Genomic DNA, 19,684 nt, shown 5'->3' with positions numbered 1-19,684 from the left:
GATGCCACGCTTCCTCGCCATCCTCGCCTCCCTGGCTTTCCTCGCTTTCTTCGCCGGCTGCTCCACCGTCGATGTCGGCCGCGCGCCGCAGCTCGACGCCAACGCCCAGTGGGCGGTGCTGCCGTTTGCCAATCACACCGAGACGCCGCAGGCCGGCCTGCGCGCCGAAGCGATCGCCGAGAACCTGTTGCGCGCCGAAGGCGCCGCAACGCTGAAGCGCTATCCGGCCGGCATCGCCACCGAGACCCTGTTCGAGCCGGGCGAGCGCAAGACCCAGGAAGCCGCGCTGGCCTGGGCGCGCAAGGCCGGCGTGCGCTATGCATTGACCGGCAGCGTCGATGAATGGCGCTACAAGGTCGGCGTCGATGGCGAGCCGGCCGCCGGCGTGACGCTGCAGGTGCTCGACGTGGCCAGCGGCGATGTGCTGTGGGCCGCGACCGGCGCGCGCACCGGATGGAGCCGCGAGGCGCTGTCGGCGGTGGCGCAGCAACTCATCCGCAAGCTGCTCGGCCCCATCCTCGCCCTGCCGCGCAAGGCCGCGTGATGCGTACGCCCGCGGCCCCGTCCATCGCCATCCCGAGAAGGAGCGCGGGATTTTCCAGCCTTGCGCGCCGGCTGTTCCGGCGCGGCGGCGTGGAAGGCACGTCCGGCTGGGCCGGGGCCGCGCTCGAAGCGATCCTGCTGTGCTACGCCTGGCTGGCCTTCGCCGTCTGGATGACGCCGTCCGACCCGTTCGGCCTGGCCGCGTCCTTCCCCTGGGTCTGGCTGATGCCGGCGCTGGTGGCCATGCGCTACGGCAGCGGCGCCGGCGTGTTCTCGGCGCTGCTGATCCTGGCGGCATGGTTCGCCTTTCCCAGTTATGGCCTGTCGCATGCCGATCCGCTGGCCGCGTTCCCGAACGCGTATTTCCTCGGCGGCCTGGCGCTGGTGCTGGTCTGCGGCCAGTTCTCCGACGTCTGGAATGCGCGCAACCGCCGCCTGCGCGCGGTGAATGCCTATCTCGACGAGCGCCTGAATACGCTGACCAAGAACCACTTCCTGCTGCGCCTGTCGCACGAGCGCCTGGAGCAGGACCTGCTGACCCGGCCGCTGACGCTGCGCGAAACCCTGCAGCGGCTGCGCGACAACAGCCTGAAGGCCGGCGCCGAAGGCTTGCCTGCGGTGCAGGACTTCCTGCAATTGCTGGCCCAGAGCTGCCAGCTCGAAATCGCCGCGGTGCATGCGCTCGATGCCGCCGGACGGCCGCTGCCGGCGCCGGCAGCGGCCATCGGCGCGCCCGATGCGCTGGCGCTGGACGATCCGCTGCTGCGCTTTGCGATCGAGCGGCAAGCGCTGTCGCATGTGCAGAGCGAAGGCCTGACGCCGGAAGGCCGCGGCGCCAGCCGCTACCTGATCTGCGCGCCGCTGGCGCCGTCGCGCGGCGCGGCCATCGGCCTCTTGGTGGTCGAGCGCCTGCCTTTCTTCGCGCTGAACGACGACTTGCTGAAGCTGTTGACGGTGCTGATCGGTTATTACGCCGACGGCGTCGAAGCCGGCGCGGCAGTGCGCGGCGTCCATGCGCTGGTGCCATCCTGCCCGCCGGCGCTGGCGTTGGACCTGGTGCGCCTGTCGCGTATCCGTGCCGAGGTCGACATTGCGTCGGCGCTGGTGGCGCTGGTGTTCGAGAAGAGCGATCCGGGCCGCGACATGTACGAACTGGTGCGGCGCACCCGCCGCGGCGTGGACATTGCTTGGGAACTGGAGCGATCCGACCGCCGCATCATCATCACGCTGCTGCCGCTGGCCGGTGAAGCCGCGGTGGAAGGCTATCTGCGCCGCATCGAGATTGCGCTGCATGCGCAGCATGGCGTGGACTTCCTGTCCGGCCACGTGGTGCCGCACATTGCGATGCTCGGCGACGACGCGCCCGAGCACGAACTTGCGCTGCTGGTGGAACGCTGTGGCGCCTAAACTGGCTCTTCCCGCCATTGGCTTCGAAGCCGCATCGATCGCGCTGCTGGTCGGGCGCGATGCGCGGCTGTCCACGCTCTTGGCCTACTTCGCGCTGCACGGCGCGGCCTGCCTGCTGATCGCGCCGGCGATTCTTGCGCTCTTGCCGCGCCGCTATGCCGAGCCGCGGCGCTGGGTGCTGCTGTTCCTGTTCTCCTGCAATTTCTTCATGCCGCTGGCCAGCCTGGTGTGCGGCCTGTTCGGCATGGTGCTTGGCGTGTGGCTGCCGGCCTTCTCGCGCGAGCGCGATTACGCCAGCGTCGAAGCGCCGCGCTTCACCACGCACCGCAACCACGAGGGCACCGGCTTTCGCGGCGGCCAGGTGCGCGCGCAGCTCGGCAATGCGGCGGCGCCCCTGGACCAGCGCATGAAGGCGCTGGTGGCGCTGCAGGACACGCCGGCGCATGCCACCGGCGAACTGCTGCGCAAGCTGCTGGCCGACCCGGCCGATGACATCCGCCTCTTGGCCTACGGCATCCTCGACAACAAGGAAAAGGCGGTGATGGCGCGCATTCGCGAAGCGCAGCTGACTGTCGATGCCGCGCGCGACGACACCGAACGCCATGCCGGCCACAAGCGCATCGCCGAGCTGTATTTCGAATTGATCTACCAGGACCTGGTGCAGGGCGACATGCGCCGCTTCGCCGCCGACCAGGTGCGAAGCCACATCGGCACGGCGCATCGCATCAGCCAGGACGATGCCGGCCTGTGGTTCATGCTGGCGCGGCTGGAGCTGCAGGCCAGGAACATCGATGCCGCGCAGGCGGCGCTCGAGCGCGCCGAGGCAGCCGGCTTCGCGCATGCGCGCCTGGCGCCCTGGGTTGCCGAACTGCGCTTTCTGCAGGGCCGGCACGACGAAGTGCGGCGCATGTTCAACGAATTGCCGCCGGACGCGACGCTGCCCGCAGTGGCGGCGATGCGGCGCTACTGGCGCGGCACTGACACTCCGAGAGACACCGAATCATGAGCGCTTCTTCGCCAGAGCTGCAGCGCCGCGCGTCCGACTGCGACGTGATGCTGCTGCTCGAAGGCACCTTTCCGTTTGTTGCCGGCGGCGTATCGAGCTGGGTCAACCAGATCGTGCGCGCCTTTCCCGAGATCCGTTTCGGCATCTGCTTTCTCGGCAGCCGCCGCAGCGACTATGCCGGCGCGCGCTATGCGCTGCCGGACAACGTGGTGCATTTCGAAGACCATTACCTGCATGAACCCGAAGGCGCGGGCAAGAAGCCCAAGCCCATGCGCGGCAGCGCCGAAGCCTTCGCGCTGGTCGAGCGCGTGCATCAGACGCTGCGCGCCGCGCCGCATGCCGGCAGCGCCCCGGCCGCGGCGCTGGCCGAGCTGATGCCGCTGCTCGCGCCCGGCCAGCCGCTGGAAAAGGACGCGTTTCTGCGCAGCGCCGAATCCTGGGATTACGTGACCCGGCAATACCGGCAGCACTGCACCGATCCTTCCTTCGTCGATTACTTCTGGACGGTGCGCATCATGCATGCGCCGGTATGGCTGTTGTCGCGCATTGCGCGCGAGCTGATCCCGGCGCGCTGCTACCACACCGTGTCCACCGGCTATGCCGGCTTTCTCGGCGCGATGCTGAAGATGGCGACCGGCCGGCCGCTGCTGCTGTCCGAGCACGGCATCTACACCAAGGAACGCAAGATCGACCTGTTCCAGAGCGAATGGATCGCCGACAACCGCGGCGTGTTCGAGAAGGATGCGTCGCAGCTTTCGTATTTCCGCGATTTGTGGATCCGCTTTTTCGAAGCGCTGGGCGCGGCCTGCTACGACGCGTCGGACCGCATCATCTCGCTGTATGAGGCGAACCGGCAGCGGCAGATCCGCGACGGCGCACGGCAAGCGCGCACGCAATCGGTACCGAACGGCATCGACCTGCCGCGCTTGTCGGCACTGCGCGCGCAGCGCACCGAAGCGGTCTCGGGCGTGCCGCCGGTGCTGTGCCTGATCGGCCGCGTGGTGCCGATCAAGGACGTCAAGACCTTCATCCGCGCCATGCGCACCGTTGTCAGCCTGATGCCCGAGGCCGAAGGCTGGATCGCCGGCCCCGCCGATGAAGATCCGGCCTATGCCGAGGAATGCCTGGCGCTGGCCGAGAACCTCGGTCTGAAGGACCGGGTGCGCTTTCTGGGCTTTCAAAAGATCGATGCGCTGCTGCCGAAGGTCGGCCTGGTAGTGCTGTCGTCCATCAGCGAAGCGCTGCCGCTGGTGCTGCTGGAAGGCTTTGCCGCCGGCGTGCCGGCCATCGCCACCGATGTCGGCTGCTGTCGCGACCTGGTCGAAGGCGGGGACGAGGCAGACCGCGCGCTCGGCGCAGCCGGCGCCGTAGTTGGCATCGCCGAGCCGCAGGCCCTGGCCGAGGCGGCGGTCGCCCTGCTGCGCGATCCCGCGCGCTGGCATGCCGCGCAGGCGGCCGGCATTGCGCGCGTCGAACGCTATTACACCCAGGAGCGCATGTTCTCGTCGTATCGCTCGCTCTACGACGATCTTCTCGATATGCCCGACGCAGCCGGGCCAACACCGGCGCAGCCCGGCCAGTGCATGAGGCCGCGCTGAGATGGCTGGCATCGGATTCGAACTGCGCAAGATCCTCAAGCGCGACAACCTGCTGTCGCTGCTGCAGGCCTATTCCTATGCGGCGGTGATCAGCTCGGGGCCATGGATCTTGTCCATCGTCGGCATCCTGCTGGTCGGCATCCTGAGCTATTCGGTGGTGGTGCCGTCGGTACTGATCACGCAGTTCCAAGTCAGCATCACCTATGTGATTGCGTTGTCGCTGGTCTTCACCGGGCCGGTGCAGCTGGCCTTCACCCGCTTTGCCGCGGACCGGCTGTTCGAGCGGCGCGATGCCATCGTGCTGTCCAACTATCACGCGGTGGCGCTGATGGTAACGCTCGGCAGCGGCATCTTCGGCATGGCTGCCATCGTGCTGTTGTTTCCGCAGCAGAGCGTGCTGTACCGCCTGCTGCTGCTGGCCGCGTTCGTATTGATGAGCAATGTGTGGATCGCCACGATCTTCCTGTCCGGCATGAAGCAGTACCGCGCCATCGTCGGCCTGTACCTGGCAGGCTATGCGGTCGTGGTCGGCGCCTCGCTGGCGCTGCGCGGCTTGAAGCTCGAAGGCCTGATGGCCGGCTTCGTGCTCGGGCAGACGGTGATCATCACCGGCATGGTCGCGCTGATCCTGCGCAATTTCCCGGCCGAGCGCTTCATTTCCTTCGAGTTCTTCAACCGTCGCCTGTGCTATCCGGCGCTGTGCGCGATCGGCCTGTTCTACAACCTCGGCGTCTGGGTCGACAAGTTCATCTTCTGGTTCGTGCCCGACACCAGCCAGCACATCATCGGCCCCTTGCGCGCCTCGATCATCTACGACCTGCCGGTGTTCCTGGCCTACCTGTCCATCATCCCCGGCATGGCGGTGTTCCTGGTGCGCCTGGAAACCGACTTCGTCGAGTACTACGACGCCTTCTACAACGCGGTGCGCGAAGGCGGATCGCTGGAGGCGATCGAAGAGCATCGCAATGGCATGGTCGAGACGGTACGGCTCGGGATACTCGAGATCGTGAAGATCCAGGCCATCGCCACGCTGGTGGTGCTGGTGCTGGGCGAACGCATCCTGTCCTGGCTCGGCATTTCGACGCTGTACCTGCCGCTGCTGTTCGTCGACGTGATCGCCGCCGGCCTGCAGGTGGTGCTCTTGGGCGTGCTGAACGTGTTCTTCTATCTCGACAAGCGCCGCATCGTGTTGTGGATCACCGGCGGCTTTCTCGCGACGAATGTGCTGCTGACCCTGGTTTCGATTGCGCTCGGTCCGGCTTTCTATGGCTATGGCTTTGCGCTGGCGCTCCTGGGCGCCGTGCTGGCCGGGTTCGTGATGCTGTCGCGGACGATGGAGCGGCTGGAGTATGAGACGTTCATGATGCAGTAGGGGAATCGGGATGCTTGCGTGGCGGCATGTCGGAGCCGGAATGCATTGCCTCGCTAGGGACGGCTGTCTTGCTGGCATCTGCAAGCAGTGCTACCTTGGCACACCTTTGTCCCTATGGATGAGCCCATGCCTCCCATGTCAGGAAAGCTTCCCGAACTGCTGCAGCACCAAGCGGCTGTCGCTGGCAATACGCAGCGCGAAGAGTTCATTTCCCAAGCGAAGGCCGCACTGGAGCAAGCGCGCGTCACTGGCTTGGGCTACGACGCCGACGCGGTCTATGCCTATATCAGGGAACGTGTCGCCAGAAAGCAAACATCTAGACCGGCGGCCATAAAGTGGCGGGTCTGACGCACCCACGGACAGCTTGCTGCGGCATGTGAAACGACCTCGAATCTAGCAGGCGAACGCTGTCATTCATTCACGTCCATTGGTTTCCCGCAAACCCCCTCCAAGCCCTCGGAACCAAGCCCCTTCCTCCCTGCCTAAAAATCAACAAGCGCAATTCCGCAAGGAATGACGCATATTGACCATCCAGCACAGGGAGACCGGATGAGAGACGACGTCGCTTTGCCCAGATTCGTGCAGATCGAGCCGGTGGGCCAATGCAATCTGCGCTGCCGCATGTGTCCGATCGCCTTCCGGCCCGAAAGCGCGCCGGGTCATCCTGCGGCCACTATGGATGTGGATGTGTTCAAGCGATTGATCGATGAATTCGGCGCGATCGAAGAATTGCACCTGCAGGGCATGGGCGAGCCGATGATGCATCCGCGCTTCTTCGAGATGGTGTCCTATGCCGCCGGGCGCGGCATACGCGTGTCCACCAACACCAACATGACCTTGATGACCGAGGCCCGCGCCGCGAAGTGCGTGTCCAGCGGGCTCGATACGCTGCATGCATCGCTGGATGCGGCCGAGGCCGAAGCGTATGAAGCGATACGGCTGCGCGCCTCCTTCACCAAGGTGCTGCGCAATCTGCGCCGCATCGTCGCGGCGAAGGAAGCCGCGGCAAGCGCGTTGCCGCATGTGAAGCTGGTCGCGGTGGTGATGCGGCGCAACCTGACCCAGCTGCCGGCGCTGGTGCGCCTGGCCGCGCGCGAAGGCGTGGAAAGCCTGTCGGTGCAGCACCTGTGCCATGACTTCGCCGAATCCAGCCTGCCCGAGCAATACAAGCCGATGCGCGCCTTCATCGACGAGGAAACGCTGCTGCAGGATGAGCGCGAGCGCATCGCAATGCATTTCGATGCGGCGCGCATCGAAGCGCAGCGGCTGGGCATCGAGCTGCGCCTGCCGAACCTGACGCCGCGCCAGCATGCTCCCGACGTGCCCGGACCCAAGCGCTGCGACTGGCCCTGGCGCGGCGCCTATGTCAGCTATGACGGCTCCGCCATGCCCTGCTGCATGGTGGCCACGCCGGACCGCATCAACTTCGGCAACATGGCGCGCGAAGGCGTGGCGCAGGTTTGGAACAACACGGCGTATGGCGAGTTTCGCGCCGCGCTGTCGTCGGACACGCCGCCCGAGGTGTGCAGCAGCTGCGCGGTGTATCGCGGCACTTTCTGAGCGACAAGGGCGCGGCGATGACGGCGCAGTCTGAATCCGCCGCGCCGCGCGAGCCGCGCCTGCGCCACTGGATCGACCGGCTCATCGCCTCCGATCCCGCGCTCGACCATCTGAAAACCGGCGCGCGCGCCTTCATCGTCGCCGTCATCGCAACGCTGGCCCTGCGCGCGCTGGCGCAATGGCTGGGCCAGGATCCGCAGCTGGCCATCCTGGGCATCGCGGTGCCGATGATGTCGGCCACCATGATCCGCGACCCCGCGCCGCGCCAGCAGCGCATCAGCCTGCTGCTGGCGGTGCCGGTTGCCGTGGCCGTCAATGCCATCGGCAGCCTTGCGGCAGGGCAGGCGTGGGTCTCCGGCGCCCTGTTCGTCGCGGTGGTCTTTCTCGCTTTCGAAGCGCGGCGCTACGGTCCGCGCGGCACCGGTCTGGGCATGACGGCGCTGTACGCGTATTTCTTCGCGCTGCTGCTGAAATCGCAGCCGGACAAGCTGGCATGGCAGACGCTGCTGCTATGCGTCGGCTATGCGATCGCCGGCATGGTGCGCTTCGTGCTGATCGCCGATCGTCCGCAAGCCACGCTGCAGCGCATGCGTTGCGCGATGCGCGCGCGCGTGGCGGCGTTGCTCGATGCGCTGACCCAGGGCTTCGCGCGCGGGACAGCAAACAAGGCCGAGGCCGTGGCGCGCGCGGATAGCGCGGCGCTCAATGCGCTGTCGCTGCAGATCGAAGCGCATTTGCGGCGGCATGCGCGTGCGGCGCAGGCCGACAACGAAGGCTTGCGCGAGCGGATGCTCGATTGCGAAATGGCCGTGGAAGCCATTGTCAGCGCGGCGCATGCGGCGGCCGGGGCCGATCATGCCGCGCCGGCGGCGGCCGAGCGCATGGCCGCGCTGCTCGCCCGGCTGCGCGTAGCGGTGCGCAGCGACACGGCATTCGATGCGGCCGAGCTGTACGCCGCCATCGCCGATCCGGCGCTGCCGCTCGACGCCATGCAGCGCTGGCGCCTGCGTCATGCGGCGCGCACGCTCTTGCGCGGCGAGGCATGGCGCATGCCGGCGCCCGCGCTGACCGGGATGGAGCAGGAAACGGGTGGCCCGGCGAAGACGCCCGGCCTCTTCACGCTGGACGGGCCGACGCGCCAGGCGATACGGGCCTCGGTCGCCTGCCTGGGAGCCATCCTGGCCGGGCAGCTGATCTCGTCGCAGCGCTGGTACTGGGCCGTGATCGCGGCCTTCCTGGTCTTCAACCGCGCCATCACGCCGGGCCAGACGCTGGCGCAGGCCTGGAAGCGGGTGCTGGCCACGGTGGCCGGCGTGGCCGCGGGCCTGGTGATTGCCGAGTTCACGCAGGGCAGCACGGCGCTGGAGCTGGCGCTGCTGTATGGCCTTATCGCGCTCGGCTTCTATCTGTTTCAGGCAGCCAATACGGTCTTCGTGCTGCTACTCACCGTCATGCTGGCGCTGCTGTATGAGCTGCTGGGCATGTATCGTCCGCACCTGCTGACGCTGCGCCTGACCGAAACGCTGGCTGGCGCGGTGATGGCGGTGCTGGCCGCGTGCTTCGTGCTGCCGGTGTCAACCGGAGAACATGCCGACGAGAAGAGCGCGGCGCTGCTGCGTGACGCAGCGAAGCTGTTGCGCCGTGCTTTCGAGGCCGGGCACGAAGAGCCGCGCGACGCACTGCGCGACCTGGACCGCAAGCTGCAGGCCTTGCGTGAAGCGCTCGAGCCGGTCACTTCGAGCTTCTATCCGGCACCGAAAGCGGCGCAACAGGAGCGGCTGCGCCGGCTGGCGATCGTCGTGTATTGCGTGCGTCATCTCTACCACCTGTCGGACCGGCATGACACCGTGCCCGCGGCGGCCGAGGCGCTGCACGCGATGGCGGATGCGGTGGCCGCGAATGTCGATACGCTTGCGGATGGTTTCGAAGGCAAGTCCGACGGCGCCGCGTTCCAGCCCTTGCCGCGCGAGCGCAAGGCTTCATTATGGGACGGGGATGCGGAGGAGGGCGCGGTGGCCACGAGCCGGATTCTGGCGAACTGGCTGTGGGAGGCGAACGAGGCGGTGACGGGGATGCGCGGCGGGAAGTAGTGCGGCCGGGCTTGGGGCGTTGGGCGGGCAACACACACGCGTTTTCGTTGATCGATCTGCCGCGTGGGCTTTGCCCACCCTACGAATCCGACTTTAGTTGGCGCCGGGTACGGTGGCTGACTGCAATCCGCAGCAGCCAACCCCCTTCACGCCGCTCAGATCTCCAGCTTCGTCCCCAGCTCGATCACCCGGTTCGCCGGCACCCGGTAGTAATCGGCCGCGTCGCGCGCATTGCGGTACATCGCGGCGAACAGCGCTTCGCGCCACACCGCCATGCCGGGGCCGGTGGTCGGCACCACGGTCTGGCGCGAAATGAAGAACGAAGTTTCCATCATCTCGAATTCCAGGCCATAGGCGCGGCACAGCGCGAGCGCATGCGGAATGTCGCGTTCGTCCTTGAAGCCGTACTTGATGAAGACTTCGTAGCATTCGTCGCCCAGCGCCTTGACCTCGACGCGCTCGGCATCCGGATAGGTCGGCACATCGCCGTGGATCACGGTCAGGAAAACGATGCGCTCGTGCAGCACCTTGTTGTGCATCAGGTTGTGCAGCATCGCATGCGGCACGCCTTCGCCGACCGGGCGGAAGAACACCGCAGTGCCGGCCACGCGCGGCGGCGGCGACAGGAACAGCGATGTCAGGAAGTCTTCCAGCGGTATCGCATGGCCCTGCATGCTCTTGTAGACGGTCTCGCGGCCGTTCTCCCAGGTCAGCATCACCATCAGGATGATCGCGCCCATCAGGACCGGGAACCAGCCGCCCTGCAGGAACTTCAGCGTGTTGGCCGAGAACAGCATCACGTCGATCAGCAGGAAGAAGCCGGTGGCGAAGACGCACAGGAACAGGTTGTACTTCCAGCCGTAGCGAACCACGAAAAAGGTCAGGAGCGTGGTCGCGAGCATCGTCGCGGTGACCGCGATGCCGTAGGCCGCGCCGAGACGGTCCGAAGATTCGAAGTTCAGCACCGCCAGCACCACCGCGCCGAGCTGCATCCAGTTCACCAGCGGAATGTAGATCTGGCCGATCTCGTGCTCCGAGGTATGGACCACGTTCATGCGCGGCAATACGCCCAGCGAGATCGCCTGGTGCGTCATCGAGAAGGTGCCGGAGATCGTGGCCTGCGACGCGATCACGGTAGCAATCGTCGACAGCACCACCAGCGGATAGACGCTCCACGCGCCGAGCTGCTGATAGAAGGGGTTGGATACCGCATCAGGCGTGTGCAGCAGCAGCGCGCCCTGCCCGAGATAGTTCAGCGTCAGCGCGGGCGCGACGATCAGGGACCAGGCGATGCGGATCGGCTTCTTGCCGAAATGGCCCATGTCGGCGTACAGCGCCTCGGCGCCGGTGAAGGCCAGCACCACCGCGCCCAGCGCCACATACGCGACCCAGCCGTTGCGCAGCATGAATTCGAAGGCGTGTATCGGGTTCAGCGCGGCCAGGATCGCCGGCGCCTTCACGATGTTGACGATGCCCATGGCCGACAGCACCGCGAACCACACCAGCATGATCGGGCCGAACCATCTGCCGATGCCGGCGGTGCCGCTGCGCTGCACGGCGTACAGCGCCACCAGCACCACGATGGTCATCGGCACGATGTAGGGCTTGAACGCCGGCGTGGCCACTTCCACGCCTTCGATGGCCGACAGCACCGAGATCGCCGGCGTGATCACGCCATCGCCGTAGAACAGCGCCGTGCCGATCAGGCCAACGAGCAGCAGCGGGTGGTACCAGCGCGAGCGACGCGTAACTGAAGACAGCGCCAGCGCCATCAGGGCCATGATGCCGCCTTCGCCCTGGTTGTCCGCGCGCAGGATCAGCGTCACGTACTTCAGGGACACGATCACCATCAGTCCCCAGAAGATCAGCGAGATCACGCCGAGCAGGTTGGCATGGTCGAGCACCAGGCCGTGCTCGGGGGTGAAGATGGTTTTCAGGGTGTACAGCGGGCTGGTGCCGATATCGCCATAGACGATGCCGATGGCCGCCAGCGTCAGCGCCGCGAGCCGGCTTCTTGCCGCAGGAGTCGCCGGGCTATCGATGTGCTGGGTGGGAAGAGGAGTGGACACGGGGCTCCCGAAACGGATGAGCAGGGAATGGAAAACCTGGCCGGCGATTGTGCATCTGTTTGCGTAACTGTTTGCGCCGCTGGCCCTGCTGGCGCATGTTCCCTGCAGAGCATGCGTGACGCGCCAATTTGCACCGGTGCGGCGATGGGTGGCGATGCGTCAGCGTCCGGCGGCAGGACTCGGTCGCCGGGCAGGGGAGCAATGATACGGGAAAGCCTCTTTGTCATCCAGACAAGGATAGCCTGCGCTGTGGAAACAGCATCTCCGGCACTTGTCCGCTGGCTTTACGCGGCCCGGCCCGCCTGCGCCTCGAGCAGCGCCAGCACTGCGAGTTCTTCCTCGTCGAGCGCATGCGGATCGTTCGCCGCTTCCGCGTCCAGCAGCTTTTCCGCCGCCGCATGCAGCGCGCCGGAAAGATAGCTGTCGAGCACCGCCGGATGCACATAGCATTTGCGGCACACGGCCGGCGTATTGCCCAGGCGCCTGGCCACCGCGGTGATGGCTTGCACGATCTGCCGCTTGCCCTCGGTTTGCGAGGCGCAAGCTTCCAGCGCACGCAACTCGCGCGCGGCCAGCATGGTGCCGGCCCAGGTACGGAAATCCTTCGCGGTGTAGTCCTCGCCGCTGATCTCGCGCAGGTAGTCGTTGACGTCGGCCGAATCGATGCAATGCGTCTGGCCGTCGTCATCGACATACTGGAACAGTTCCTGGCCGGGCAGATCGCGCATGCGCCGGATGATGCGCGCCACGCGCGCGTCCTGCAGCCGGATGTCATGCTTCACGCCGCTCTTGCCCCGGAAATGAAAGGCGACCGCCCGGCCTTCGACTTCGACATGGCGGTTCTTCAGCGTGGTCAGTCCGAAGGATTTGTTGACACGCGCATATTCAGCATTGCCGATGCGGATCATCGTCGTCTCCAGCAGCCGCACCACCGTGGCCAGCACCTTTTCCCGCGGCAGTCCCGGCAGCGCCAGGGCTTGCTCGACCTTCCTGCGTATGCCCGGCAGCGCCCGGCCGAAGGCGATCATGCGTCCGTATTTCGCTTCGTCGCGCACGCTGCGCCATTGCGCGTGATAGCGGTATTGCTTGCGGCCCTTCGCATCGCGGCCGGTGGCCTGGATATGGCCATTGGCCAGCGGGCAGATCCAGACATCGGTCCAGGCCGGCGGTATCGCCAGCGCGCGGATGCGTTTCTCCTGCGCTTCGTCGCGCAGCGGCGTGCCGTCGGCAAGCAGATAGCGAAAGCCCTCCCTGGCGGGCTTGCGCGTGATGCCGGGACGGCTGTCGTCCACATAGCGCAGCCCGACCATGCGCGCGACCGTCGGCGCATCGGGCGCGCTGGCAAGGCTTTCCGGGGTGGGGGGATTTTTCATGGCGATCGGCACGGAAGTGGAGTCTTACTGTGTAGCACAGGTACCGATGGCGACACGGCGCAGCGCACGCCGCAGTCGAAGGCGAACAAAAAAACGGGAAGCCGTAGCTTCCCGCGCACGATTCGATCCCGATGCGGCTGTTTTCAGCGCGCAGCAAAGGCGCCGATATCGATAGGGCTCCTCACTGGCCGCGCCGTGCTGCCGGCCACATGCACATATTCGAAGACCGGGTTCAGCGCCTGGCCGGTCAGCGTAAAACCAGCCGCGGCGCCCGCGCCGATGAAAGGCGCGCCCGGCGCCGGATGCAGATCGTAGCTGGCCGCATTGATGAAGGCTGGGCTCATCGACGCGTAGTTGTTGCGCTGGATGGCCGAGCCTTGCGTGATGATGCCGCCCGGGCCGGCGAAGACATTGTTCTGCAGGAACACCGGCTTCGTCACGCCGCCGCCGATCATCAGGAATTGCCCGCTGCCGGCATGGTTGAGGAAGGTGTTGTTCACCACGTACAGGCTTTGCAGATTGCTGTCGTTCACGCCTTCTTCGGCATAGGCCAGGATGTTCGAGTTGCTGTTGTCCGCGGGCTGCTCGATCACATTGCCGATGATCACGCTGTTGCCGCCCCAGGGCAGGTCGATTTCATAGCTCGGCTGGCCGCTTGCAGTGGTGCCCGCAACGCCGTACGGCGTGCTCGAGAAGCGGTTGTAGGCGATGGTGTTCGTGCCCGCGCGCGACTTCAGGTTGTGGCCGGCGTTGGCATCGTGGCTGTAGTTGTAGCGGAAGGTCAGGCTGGAGATGCGGCCGATGTACAGGTTATGCGTATAGCCATCGCCATAGCCGTTGTGCCCGAACTCGCAATGCTCGACCACGATGTCGCTGGTGTAATCGTTGGCGGTGAGGATGCCGTTCTCGTTGTCGTGCAGGAAGCTGTTGGTCAGGGTCAGGTGGATGCCGTCGAGGCGGATCGCCGCGCCGTTGCGGTCCGGCACCGCCGCGCCCGACAGTTCGACATTGTCGATCAGGGTGCGCATGCCCTTGACCACCCACGTGCCCTTGCCGCCGGACTGGTTGCCGGCCGCGTCGATATGCGGTCGGCCATTGACGCCACGTATCGTCAGATCGTCCGGGTAGATCGGGCAGACGTCGCCGTTGTAGCTGCCGGCGGCATCGATCTCGATGGTGTCGCCATTGCTTGCCGCGGCGAAGGCATCGCAAGGCCGGGAAAACGGCTTGCCCGGTCCGACCGACAGCACGCGGCCGGAATTGGCGCGAGAGAACACCGTGCCGGAAACCGTCGCTGCATTGTCCGGCGCATATTCGCAGCTCTTGCGCAGGCTGGATGCCGGATTGCTGAACGCGGCGTTGTTGCAGGGAATCGACTCGGAAACCGATTGATAGGCGTAGCTGCCATTGCTGCCGTAGCGCACCTGACGGGCGCTCGGCACTGTGCAGACTTCGCCTTCGCTGGCGCAGACGGTCCAGCCGTCGGCCGACACCGGCGCGGATACCAGGGTGACCGCCGATGCATATTGCACCGGGACGGCGCTGGTAGTGCTGGCGGTGGTGTTCCAGCCGTTGGAGCTGACGCTGCTTGCGGTGCTGACGCTTGCGCTCGTGGCGCCGCTGGCGCTGGTGGTGGCATAGCTGCCGGAGGAGGCAGTGCCGGAGGAGGCGTCACCGGCGCCACCGCCACCGCCGCAGGAAGCCAGAACCAATGCCGCGGCCGCGACCGCCGCCAGGCGCAGACCCGGACGCCTGCCCGGAAGATTGCCGAAGTGTTTCAAAATGGGTTCCCGTTTCCTTGAAGCGCGCGGCGAAGCAGGTCGCCGCCGCATTGTTGCGGATTTCCATGTGGAAATTAACGGGTATTATTTCTCAGTAAAAATAATTCTTCAAGGAAATTTTCGGCGTGTGGCGATTTTGCCGTGGCTTTGTTTTTCGGGAAGGAAAACGGCCTATGTGGAGCGGGCACCCGGGTGCAAGCGCAGCACCCGGCGCCAGGAAAGTCTGAAGGTCTCGCGCATCGCTCGATGGAAGCACCGGCTGCAGGCGCGTTCCGCGGCCGTCGCCGCGGCAATGCCGATGCTGCGGCAGAACCTGCGCCGCAGGATTATTCCACTTCCTGGTCCGGCAGCTTCAGCCGTCCGGTATGGAAGTCGTATTCATACACCTCGCCATAGCGGCCCCATTCCACCGCCACTTCCAGCACGCGCTTGGCTTCGTCGGCTTTCAGGAATTCTTCCAGCAACTCGACAAAGGGTTCCTCGGGCAGCGTGCCGGTCGGTTCGGCTTCAAGGCGGTGGCGGATGCGCGCGGCCAGCGGCACATGGGTCAGCAATTGCTGGCCGAAGATTTCCTGGCGCAGCGTCTGCTCCGCCTCGGCATAGCGCACACCGAGGGGCGTCAATGCGATGTCACCGCGCTCGACTTGCGCCAGGCCCAGGAGACCAAGCGCTTCACAGGCCGGAAACAATTCCTCGTCCGGCAGCTCGGCTTCTTCGGCCAGCGCCGGCAGGTCGGCGCGGCCGTTGAACGGCGGCGCGGCGACCAGCTCCAGCACGCTCTCGATGCGGCTGACATCGGTCTCCGGCAGGCGGTAGCCCGGATGCGCGGCGATCGCCGCGCCGGAGCCGGCGGCCTGCGGCGTACGCTGCGTCATCAACGCATAGACCTCATCGATCAGGCCACGCACTTCCGCCGAATCCGGATCGCGCGGCCGCTGCAGATCGATGCGGATTTCGTTGCTGATGCGTCCCGGCGAGCTCGACAGCACGATGATGCGGTCGGCCATCATCACCGCTTCCTGGATGTTGTGCGACACCACCAGGATGCCGCGCGTCGGAATGCGCTTTTCTTCCCACAACTCGAGGATGTCATTGCGCAGGGTTTCGCCGGTCAGCACATCGAGCGCGGAAAAGGCTTCATCCATCAGCAGCACGTCGGGGTCGGTGACCAGTGCGCGGGCGATGCCGACGCGCTGACGCATGCCGCCCGAAAGCTCGCGCGGCAGCGCGCCGCCGAAGCCGGACAGGCCGATCAGTTCCAGCATCGCATCCGCGCGCTGCGTGCGTTCGTCGGGCGCGACGCCCTGCGCTTCCAGGCCGAGCTCAACGTTCTGCTGCACCGTCAGCCACGGAAACAGCGCGAAGGATTGGAACACCATCGCGATACCCGAGGCCGGGCCGACGATTTCGCGGCCGCGATAGCGCGCGCCGCCGGCGTCGGCCGGGATCAGGCCGGCGATGATACGCAGCAGCGTCGATTTGCCCGAGCCGGATTTGCCCAGCAGCGCGACGATCTCGCCTTCGGCCAGCGCGAAGTCGACATCTTCCAGCACCGCGCGCGGCACGCCGTCGGCGCTCTGAAAGGATTTCGAGACATGGGTCAAAGCGATCAGGTTGTCGGGGTTCATCGGGTATTCCTTGCCACGGTGGCGGCATGTCCTTGCGCGTTGTTCGTAGGTTGGGCTGACAAGCCCAACATGGAGTTCGATCCTGTGCAGACTTCCGTTGGGCTTCCTTCGTCAGCCCAACCTACGCACTAAATATTCCAATCAACTCCCGCGATCCTCGGCCAGCAGATACAGCCTGCGCCAGAAGAAGCGGTTCAACAGCATCACGAAAATGCACATCACGCCGATGCCCAGCGCGATGCGCGGAAAGTCACCGGCGTCGGTCATCTGCTTGATGTAGCTGCCCAGGCCGTCGGCCACCAGCGTGGTCTTGCCCCAGGTAACGTACTCGGCCACGATGCTGGCGTTCCACGAGCCGCCGCTGGCGGTGATGGCGCCGGTCACATAGCTGGGAAACACCGCCGGCAGCCAGACCCGCTTCCATTTCAGCCAGCCTTTCAGGCCGAGGTTGTCCGCCGCCAGGCGCAGCTCGTTCGGTATCGCCGACGCGCCTGCGACGACATTGAACAGGATGTACCACTGCGTGCCGAACACCATCAATGGCGACAGCCAGACATTCGGATGCAGATGAAAGCGCAGCAGCAGGTACACCACCAGCGGGAACAGCAGGTTCACCGGGAACGCCGCCAGAAACTGCGCGACCGCCTGCACCCGCTGCGACCAGGCCGGGCGCAGGCCGATGGCTACCGCCAGCGGCACCCAGATCAGCGAGGCCAGCGCAATGAGCAGCATGACGCGCAACAGCGTGATGAAACCCAGTCCGAACACATGCGCGGCCTCGGCCCAGCCGACTTCGCTGTGGATGAAGAAGCCCAGCCGCGCGATCGCCAGCAGCAGGGCCACGGCCAAAAGCCCATCCCAGCCGCGCGTCATCAGCCAGGCCAGTTTCGGGTTCGGTGGCGGCGCGGCCGCGGTCTCGGGCGGCAGCGCGAACCAGCCGAGCGCGCCGCGCATCTTTTCCCAGAAGCGGTCGGTGGCCGCGCGTATCCAGCGGCTGCGCCGGCCCCAGTCCAGCAGCCACGAGGTCTGCGTGCTTTCGCCCTGCGATTCCTCGAAGCGGAACTTGTCCGCCCAGGCCAGGAGCGGTCGGAAGAACAATTGATCGTAGAGCAGGATGCCGGCCAGCATCGCTACGATCGCCAGCGCGATCGCGCGGCCGTTTTCCTCCTGGATCGCCACCGCGATATAGGCGCCGATGCCGGGCAGCTTGATGTCCTGGCCAGCGACCGAGATCGCTTCGGCCGCGACCAGGAAGAACCAGCCGCCGGACATCGACATCATCATGTTCCACAGCAGCCCGGGCATGGCGAACGGCAGCTCCAGCCGCCAGAAGCGCTGCCAGCTCGAGAGCCGGAAAATGCGCGCGGCCTCGCCGAGTTCGGGCGGCACGGTGCGCATCGACTGGTACAGCGAGAACGCCATGTTCCAGGCCTGCGACGTGAAGATCGCGAAGATCGCCGCCGATTCCACGCCGAGCAGATTGCCCGGGAACAGCGCGATGAAGGGCGCGATCGCGATCGCCTGGAAGCCCAGGATGGGCACCGACTGCAGGATGTCCAGCAGCGGAATCATGATTTTTTCCGCCGCGCGGTACTTGGCCGCGATCGCGGCGAAGGCGAAGGAAAACAGCAGCGCGAAGAACAGCGCGGTGAACATGCGCAGCACGGTGCGCAGCAGGTAATACGGCAGGTTGATCGGATCGAGCGAGATCGGCGTGGGCTGGCCGACGGTGAACGGGCGCGTCATCTGCATCGCGCCGAAGGCGATCGCGGCCAGCAGGCCCAGCACCAAGGGCAGCAGGATCCAGTCCCAGCGGTTGGGGCTGTTCGCCGGCAGCATGCGCACCGCCTTGCGGCGCGGATCGAATCGTTCAAGCATCTGGTTTTACCTTGTTGCCGCGCAGGCTCCCGACTTCAATAACTGGCATGCAGCCGCAGCGACGCCACCGTCACCGGACCGCGGTCGGCATTGTAAGCGGGGTTGGCGATGTGCTGCAGGTCCAGCGTCAGCCAGGCATGCGCGCCCACGCCGAGGCTGTAATACGCTTCGGCGATGGTCTCGGGCCGATAGTTCAGCCGGCCGTCGCCGATGAAGACGCCGTAGCCGCCCGCGGCCAGATACGCCTGGTGTGCGCCGGACAAGCCATTACGCACTAATGCCACGCCGACCGTATCCCGCTCGCGTTTCCAGGCCGCGCCCTTGAAGGTCGCGCCCAGCGCCAACGAGCGCTCGATTTCGGTAAAGGCCCAGGTTTCTTCCTGGCCATCGTTCCAGCTGGCGCGCGCGAACACGCCGGTGTTCTTCGTCATTTCCTGCTCCAGACCGATGCCGTAGCCGAGCTTGGTGCGGTCGCGCCGGGTGGTGGCAATGTCCGGCACGCCGCCCTGCGTGCGCGCCAGGTCGACCGATTCGGCAAAGCTGCCCATCGCGGCGCGGTTGCGGAAAGCCAAAAAGCGCAGCTTGCCGTTCAGCTCGCCGATGCGGTGCGCATGCTCGATCTCGACCTGGTCGCCGTAATGCCTGAAGAGCCGGGTATCCAGCGGCAAGCCGTTCGATTCTTCCGGCTGCATGAAGCGGCCGTAGCGCAGCGCCCAGTCGTCGTAAAAGTATTCGACCGCTGCGCCCCAGGTGTAACCGCGGGCATCGGCGGCGAAGTCGTACGCGCCGTGGGTGGTCAGCGCCCAGTTCAGGAATTGCGTGCGGGGATCGTGCGCGTAGGGGTTATTGTCGAACAGATCGATGACAGAGAGATTACCGGCAGTCATGACGATGCGGCGGCGGTCCAGCATGCCGGCGAGCTGGTTCATGTCCGAATCAGCCGCGACTTTTTCGCCGCCGAGGTCAAAGCTCTGGCGCAGGAACAGGCGCGCGCGGTAGAAGGTCGGATTCGGGCCGCCGGTCTTCTGCTGCTCGCCATTGGTCATGCCGCCCAGGCCGGTCAGGCCGGACAGCGGCACGCCCTGCACCACCTCCGGATTGAAGTACAGTTCGGCGCCGCGCCACAGGCGCAGGCCGAAGGCGGCAGTGGCGCTGAAGGAGTAAGCGGTTTCCTCCTGCGGCGACAAACTGCGCAGACCGGAATAGGGCGCGTTGAAGTCTCCCTTGCGTTCCCAAACGTAGGTGGACTGCACATGAACGTTGAAGTTTTCCGGCTTGGCTTCATCGCCGGGTTCCTGCGCGAAGGCAGGCAGCGCGAGCGCGGCGAAGCACCATGGCGCCATGCGCGAAAGAGTGGATCGGAACATCTGCAGCTCCTT

Annotated in this window: 14 protein-coding genes; 8 read left to right on the top strand and 6 right to left on the bottom strand. The window is 66.0% G+C overall.

The features are described from left to right. Position 1 precedes the first annotated feature (1 nt). The 8 genes from JJB74_RS26710 (at position 2) to JJB74_RS26675 (ending at position 9,576) form a co-directional block, all read left to right on the top strand. On the top strand, positions 2–544 hold the full coding sequence (locus JJB74_RS26710) for a penicillin-binding protein activator LpoB (protein WP_234484887.1): 543 nt from the start codon (positions 2–4) through the stop codon (positions 542–544). Continuing rightward, positions 544–1,950, top strand: a complete 1,407-nt coding sequence (locus JJB74_RS26705; protein WP_234484896.1) for a PelD GGDEF domain-containing protein — start codon at positions 544–546, stop codon at positions 1,948–1,950. Before JJB74_RS26710 ends, JJB74_RS26705 begins: the two co-directional genes overlap by 1 nt. Then, positions 1,940–2,956 carry a tetratricopeptide repeat protein gene (locus JJB74_RS26700; protein WP_200597254.1) on the top strand — a complete coding sequence of 339 codons (1,017 nt, stop codon included), beginning with the start codon at positions 1,940–1,942 and terminating at the stop codon, positions 2,954–2,956. Before JJB74_RS26705 ends, JJB74_RS26700 begins: the two co-directional genes overlap by 11 nt. Beyond that, positions 2,953–4,554, top strand: a complete 1,602-nt coding sequence (pelF, locus tag JJB74_RS26695) for a GT4 family glycosyltransferase PelF (RefSeq protein ID WP_200597252.1) — start codon at positions 2,953–2,955, stop codon at positions 4,552–4,554. The genes JJB74_RS26700 and pelF overlap by 4 nt, the downstream gene beginning before the upstream one ends. A 1-nt stretch (position 4,555) precedes the next feature. Next, on the top strand, positions 4,556–5,926 hold the full coding sequence (gene pelG, locus JJB74_RS26690) for an exopolysaccharide Pel transporter PelG (protein ID WP_200597250.1): 1,371 nt from the start codon (positions 4,556–4,558) through the stop codon (positions 5,924–5,926). Between the two features lie 126 nt (positions 5,927–6,052). Further along, positions 6,053–6,274, top strand: a complete 222-nt coding sequence (locus JJB74_RS26685; RefSeq protein WP_200597248.1) for a hypothetical protein — start codon at positions 6,053–6,055, stop codon at positions 6,272–6,274. Positions 6,275–6,475: 201 nt separating this feature from the next. Beyond that, positions 6,476–7,486, top strand: coding sequence for a radical SAM protein (locus JJB74_RS26680; protein ID WP_200597246.1), 1,011 nt, complete (start codon positions 6,476–6,478; stop codon positions 7,484–7,486). Continuing rightward, positions 7,450–9,576 carry an FUSC family protein gene (locus tag JJB74_RS26675; protein WP_200597244.1) on the top strand — a complete coding sequence of 709 codons (2,127 nt, stop codon included), beginning with the start codon at positions 7,450–7,452 and terminating at the stop codon, positions 9,574–9,576. The genes JJB74_RS26680 and JJB74_RS26675 overlap by 37 nt, the downstream gene beginning before the upstream one ends. A 155-nt stretch (positions 9,577–9,731) precedes the next feature. On the opposite strand, the gene JJB74_RS26670 is transcribed toward JJB74_RS26675, so the two are convergent. The 6 genes from JJB74_RS26670 to JJB74_RS26645 all read right to left on the bottom strand — a co-directional run bounded on the left by JJB74_RS26670 (position 9,732) and on the right by JJB74_RS26645 (position 19,672). Then, entirely contained in the window at positions 9,732–11,645 is a 1,914-nt protein-coding gene (locus tag JJB74_RS26670) for a potassium transporter Kup (protein WP_325170182.1), read from the bottom strand. A gap of 284 nt (positions 11,646–11,929) precedes the next feature. Beyond that, positions 11,930–13,018 carry a DNA topoisomerase IB gene (locus JJB74_RS26665; RefSeq protein ID WP_200597242.1) on the bottom strand — a complete coding sequence of 363 codons (1,089 nt, stop codon included), beginning with the start codon at positions 13,016–13,018 and terminating at the stop codon, positions 11,930–11,932. 143 nt (positions 13,019–13,161) lie between these two features. After that, complete coding sequence (locus JJB74_RS33495) at positions 13,162–14,799, bottom strand: right-handed parallel beta-helix repeat-containing protein (protein ID WP_234484886.1); 1,638 nt, start codon at positions 14,797–14,799, stop codon at positions 13,162–13,164. A gap of 326 nt (positions 14,800–15,125) precedes the next feature. Then, positions 15,126–16,427: an ABC transporter ATP-binding protein gene (locus JJB74_RS26655; RefSeq protein ID WP_200597240.1), complete on the bottom strand. Its 1,302-nt coding sequence runs from the start codon at positions 16,425–16,427 to the stop codon at positions 15,126–15,128. Positions 16,428–16,568: 141 nt separating this feature from the next. Continuing rightward, positions 16,569–18,305, bottom strand: a complete 1,737-nt coding sequence (locus JJB74_RS26650; RefSeq protein ID WP_200597238.1) for an ABC transporter permease — start codon at positions 18,303–18,305, stop codon at positions 16,569–16,571. Positions 18,306–18,340: 35 nt separating this feature from the next. Next, positions 18,341–19,672: a carbohydrate porin gene (locus JJB74_RS26645; RefSeq protein ID WP_234484885.1), complete on the bottom strand. Its 1,332-nt coding sequence runs from the start codon at positions 19,670–19,672 to the stop codon at positions 18,341–18,343. Positions 19,673–19,684 lie beyond the last annotated feature (12 nt).

The organism is Noviherbaspirillum pedocola, from assembly GCF_016632335.1.
Lineage (GTDB): Bacteria > Pseudomonadota > Gammaproteobacteria > Burkholderiales > Burkholderiaceae_D > Noviherbaspirillum_A > Noviherbaspirillum_A pedocola.
Note: the sequence above shows the minus strand (reverse complement) of the source record. Positions and strands in the feature narration are given on the sequence as shown.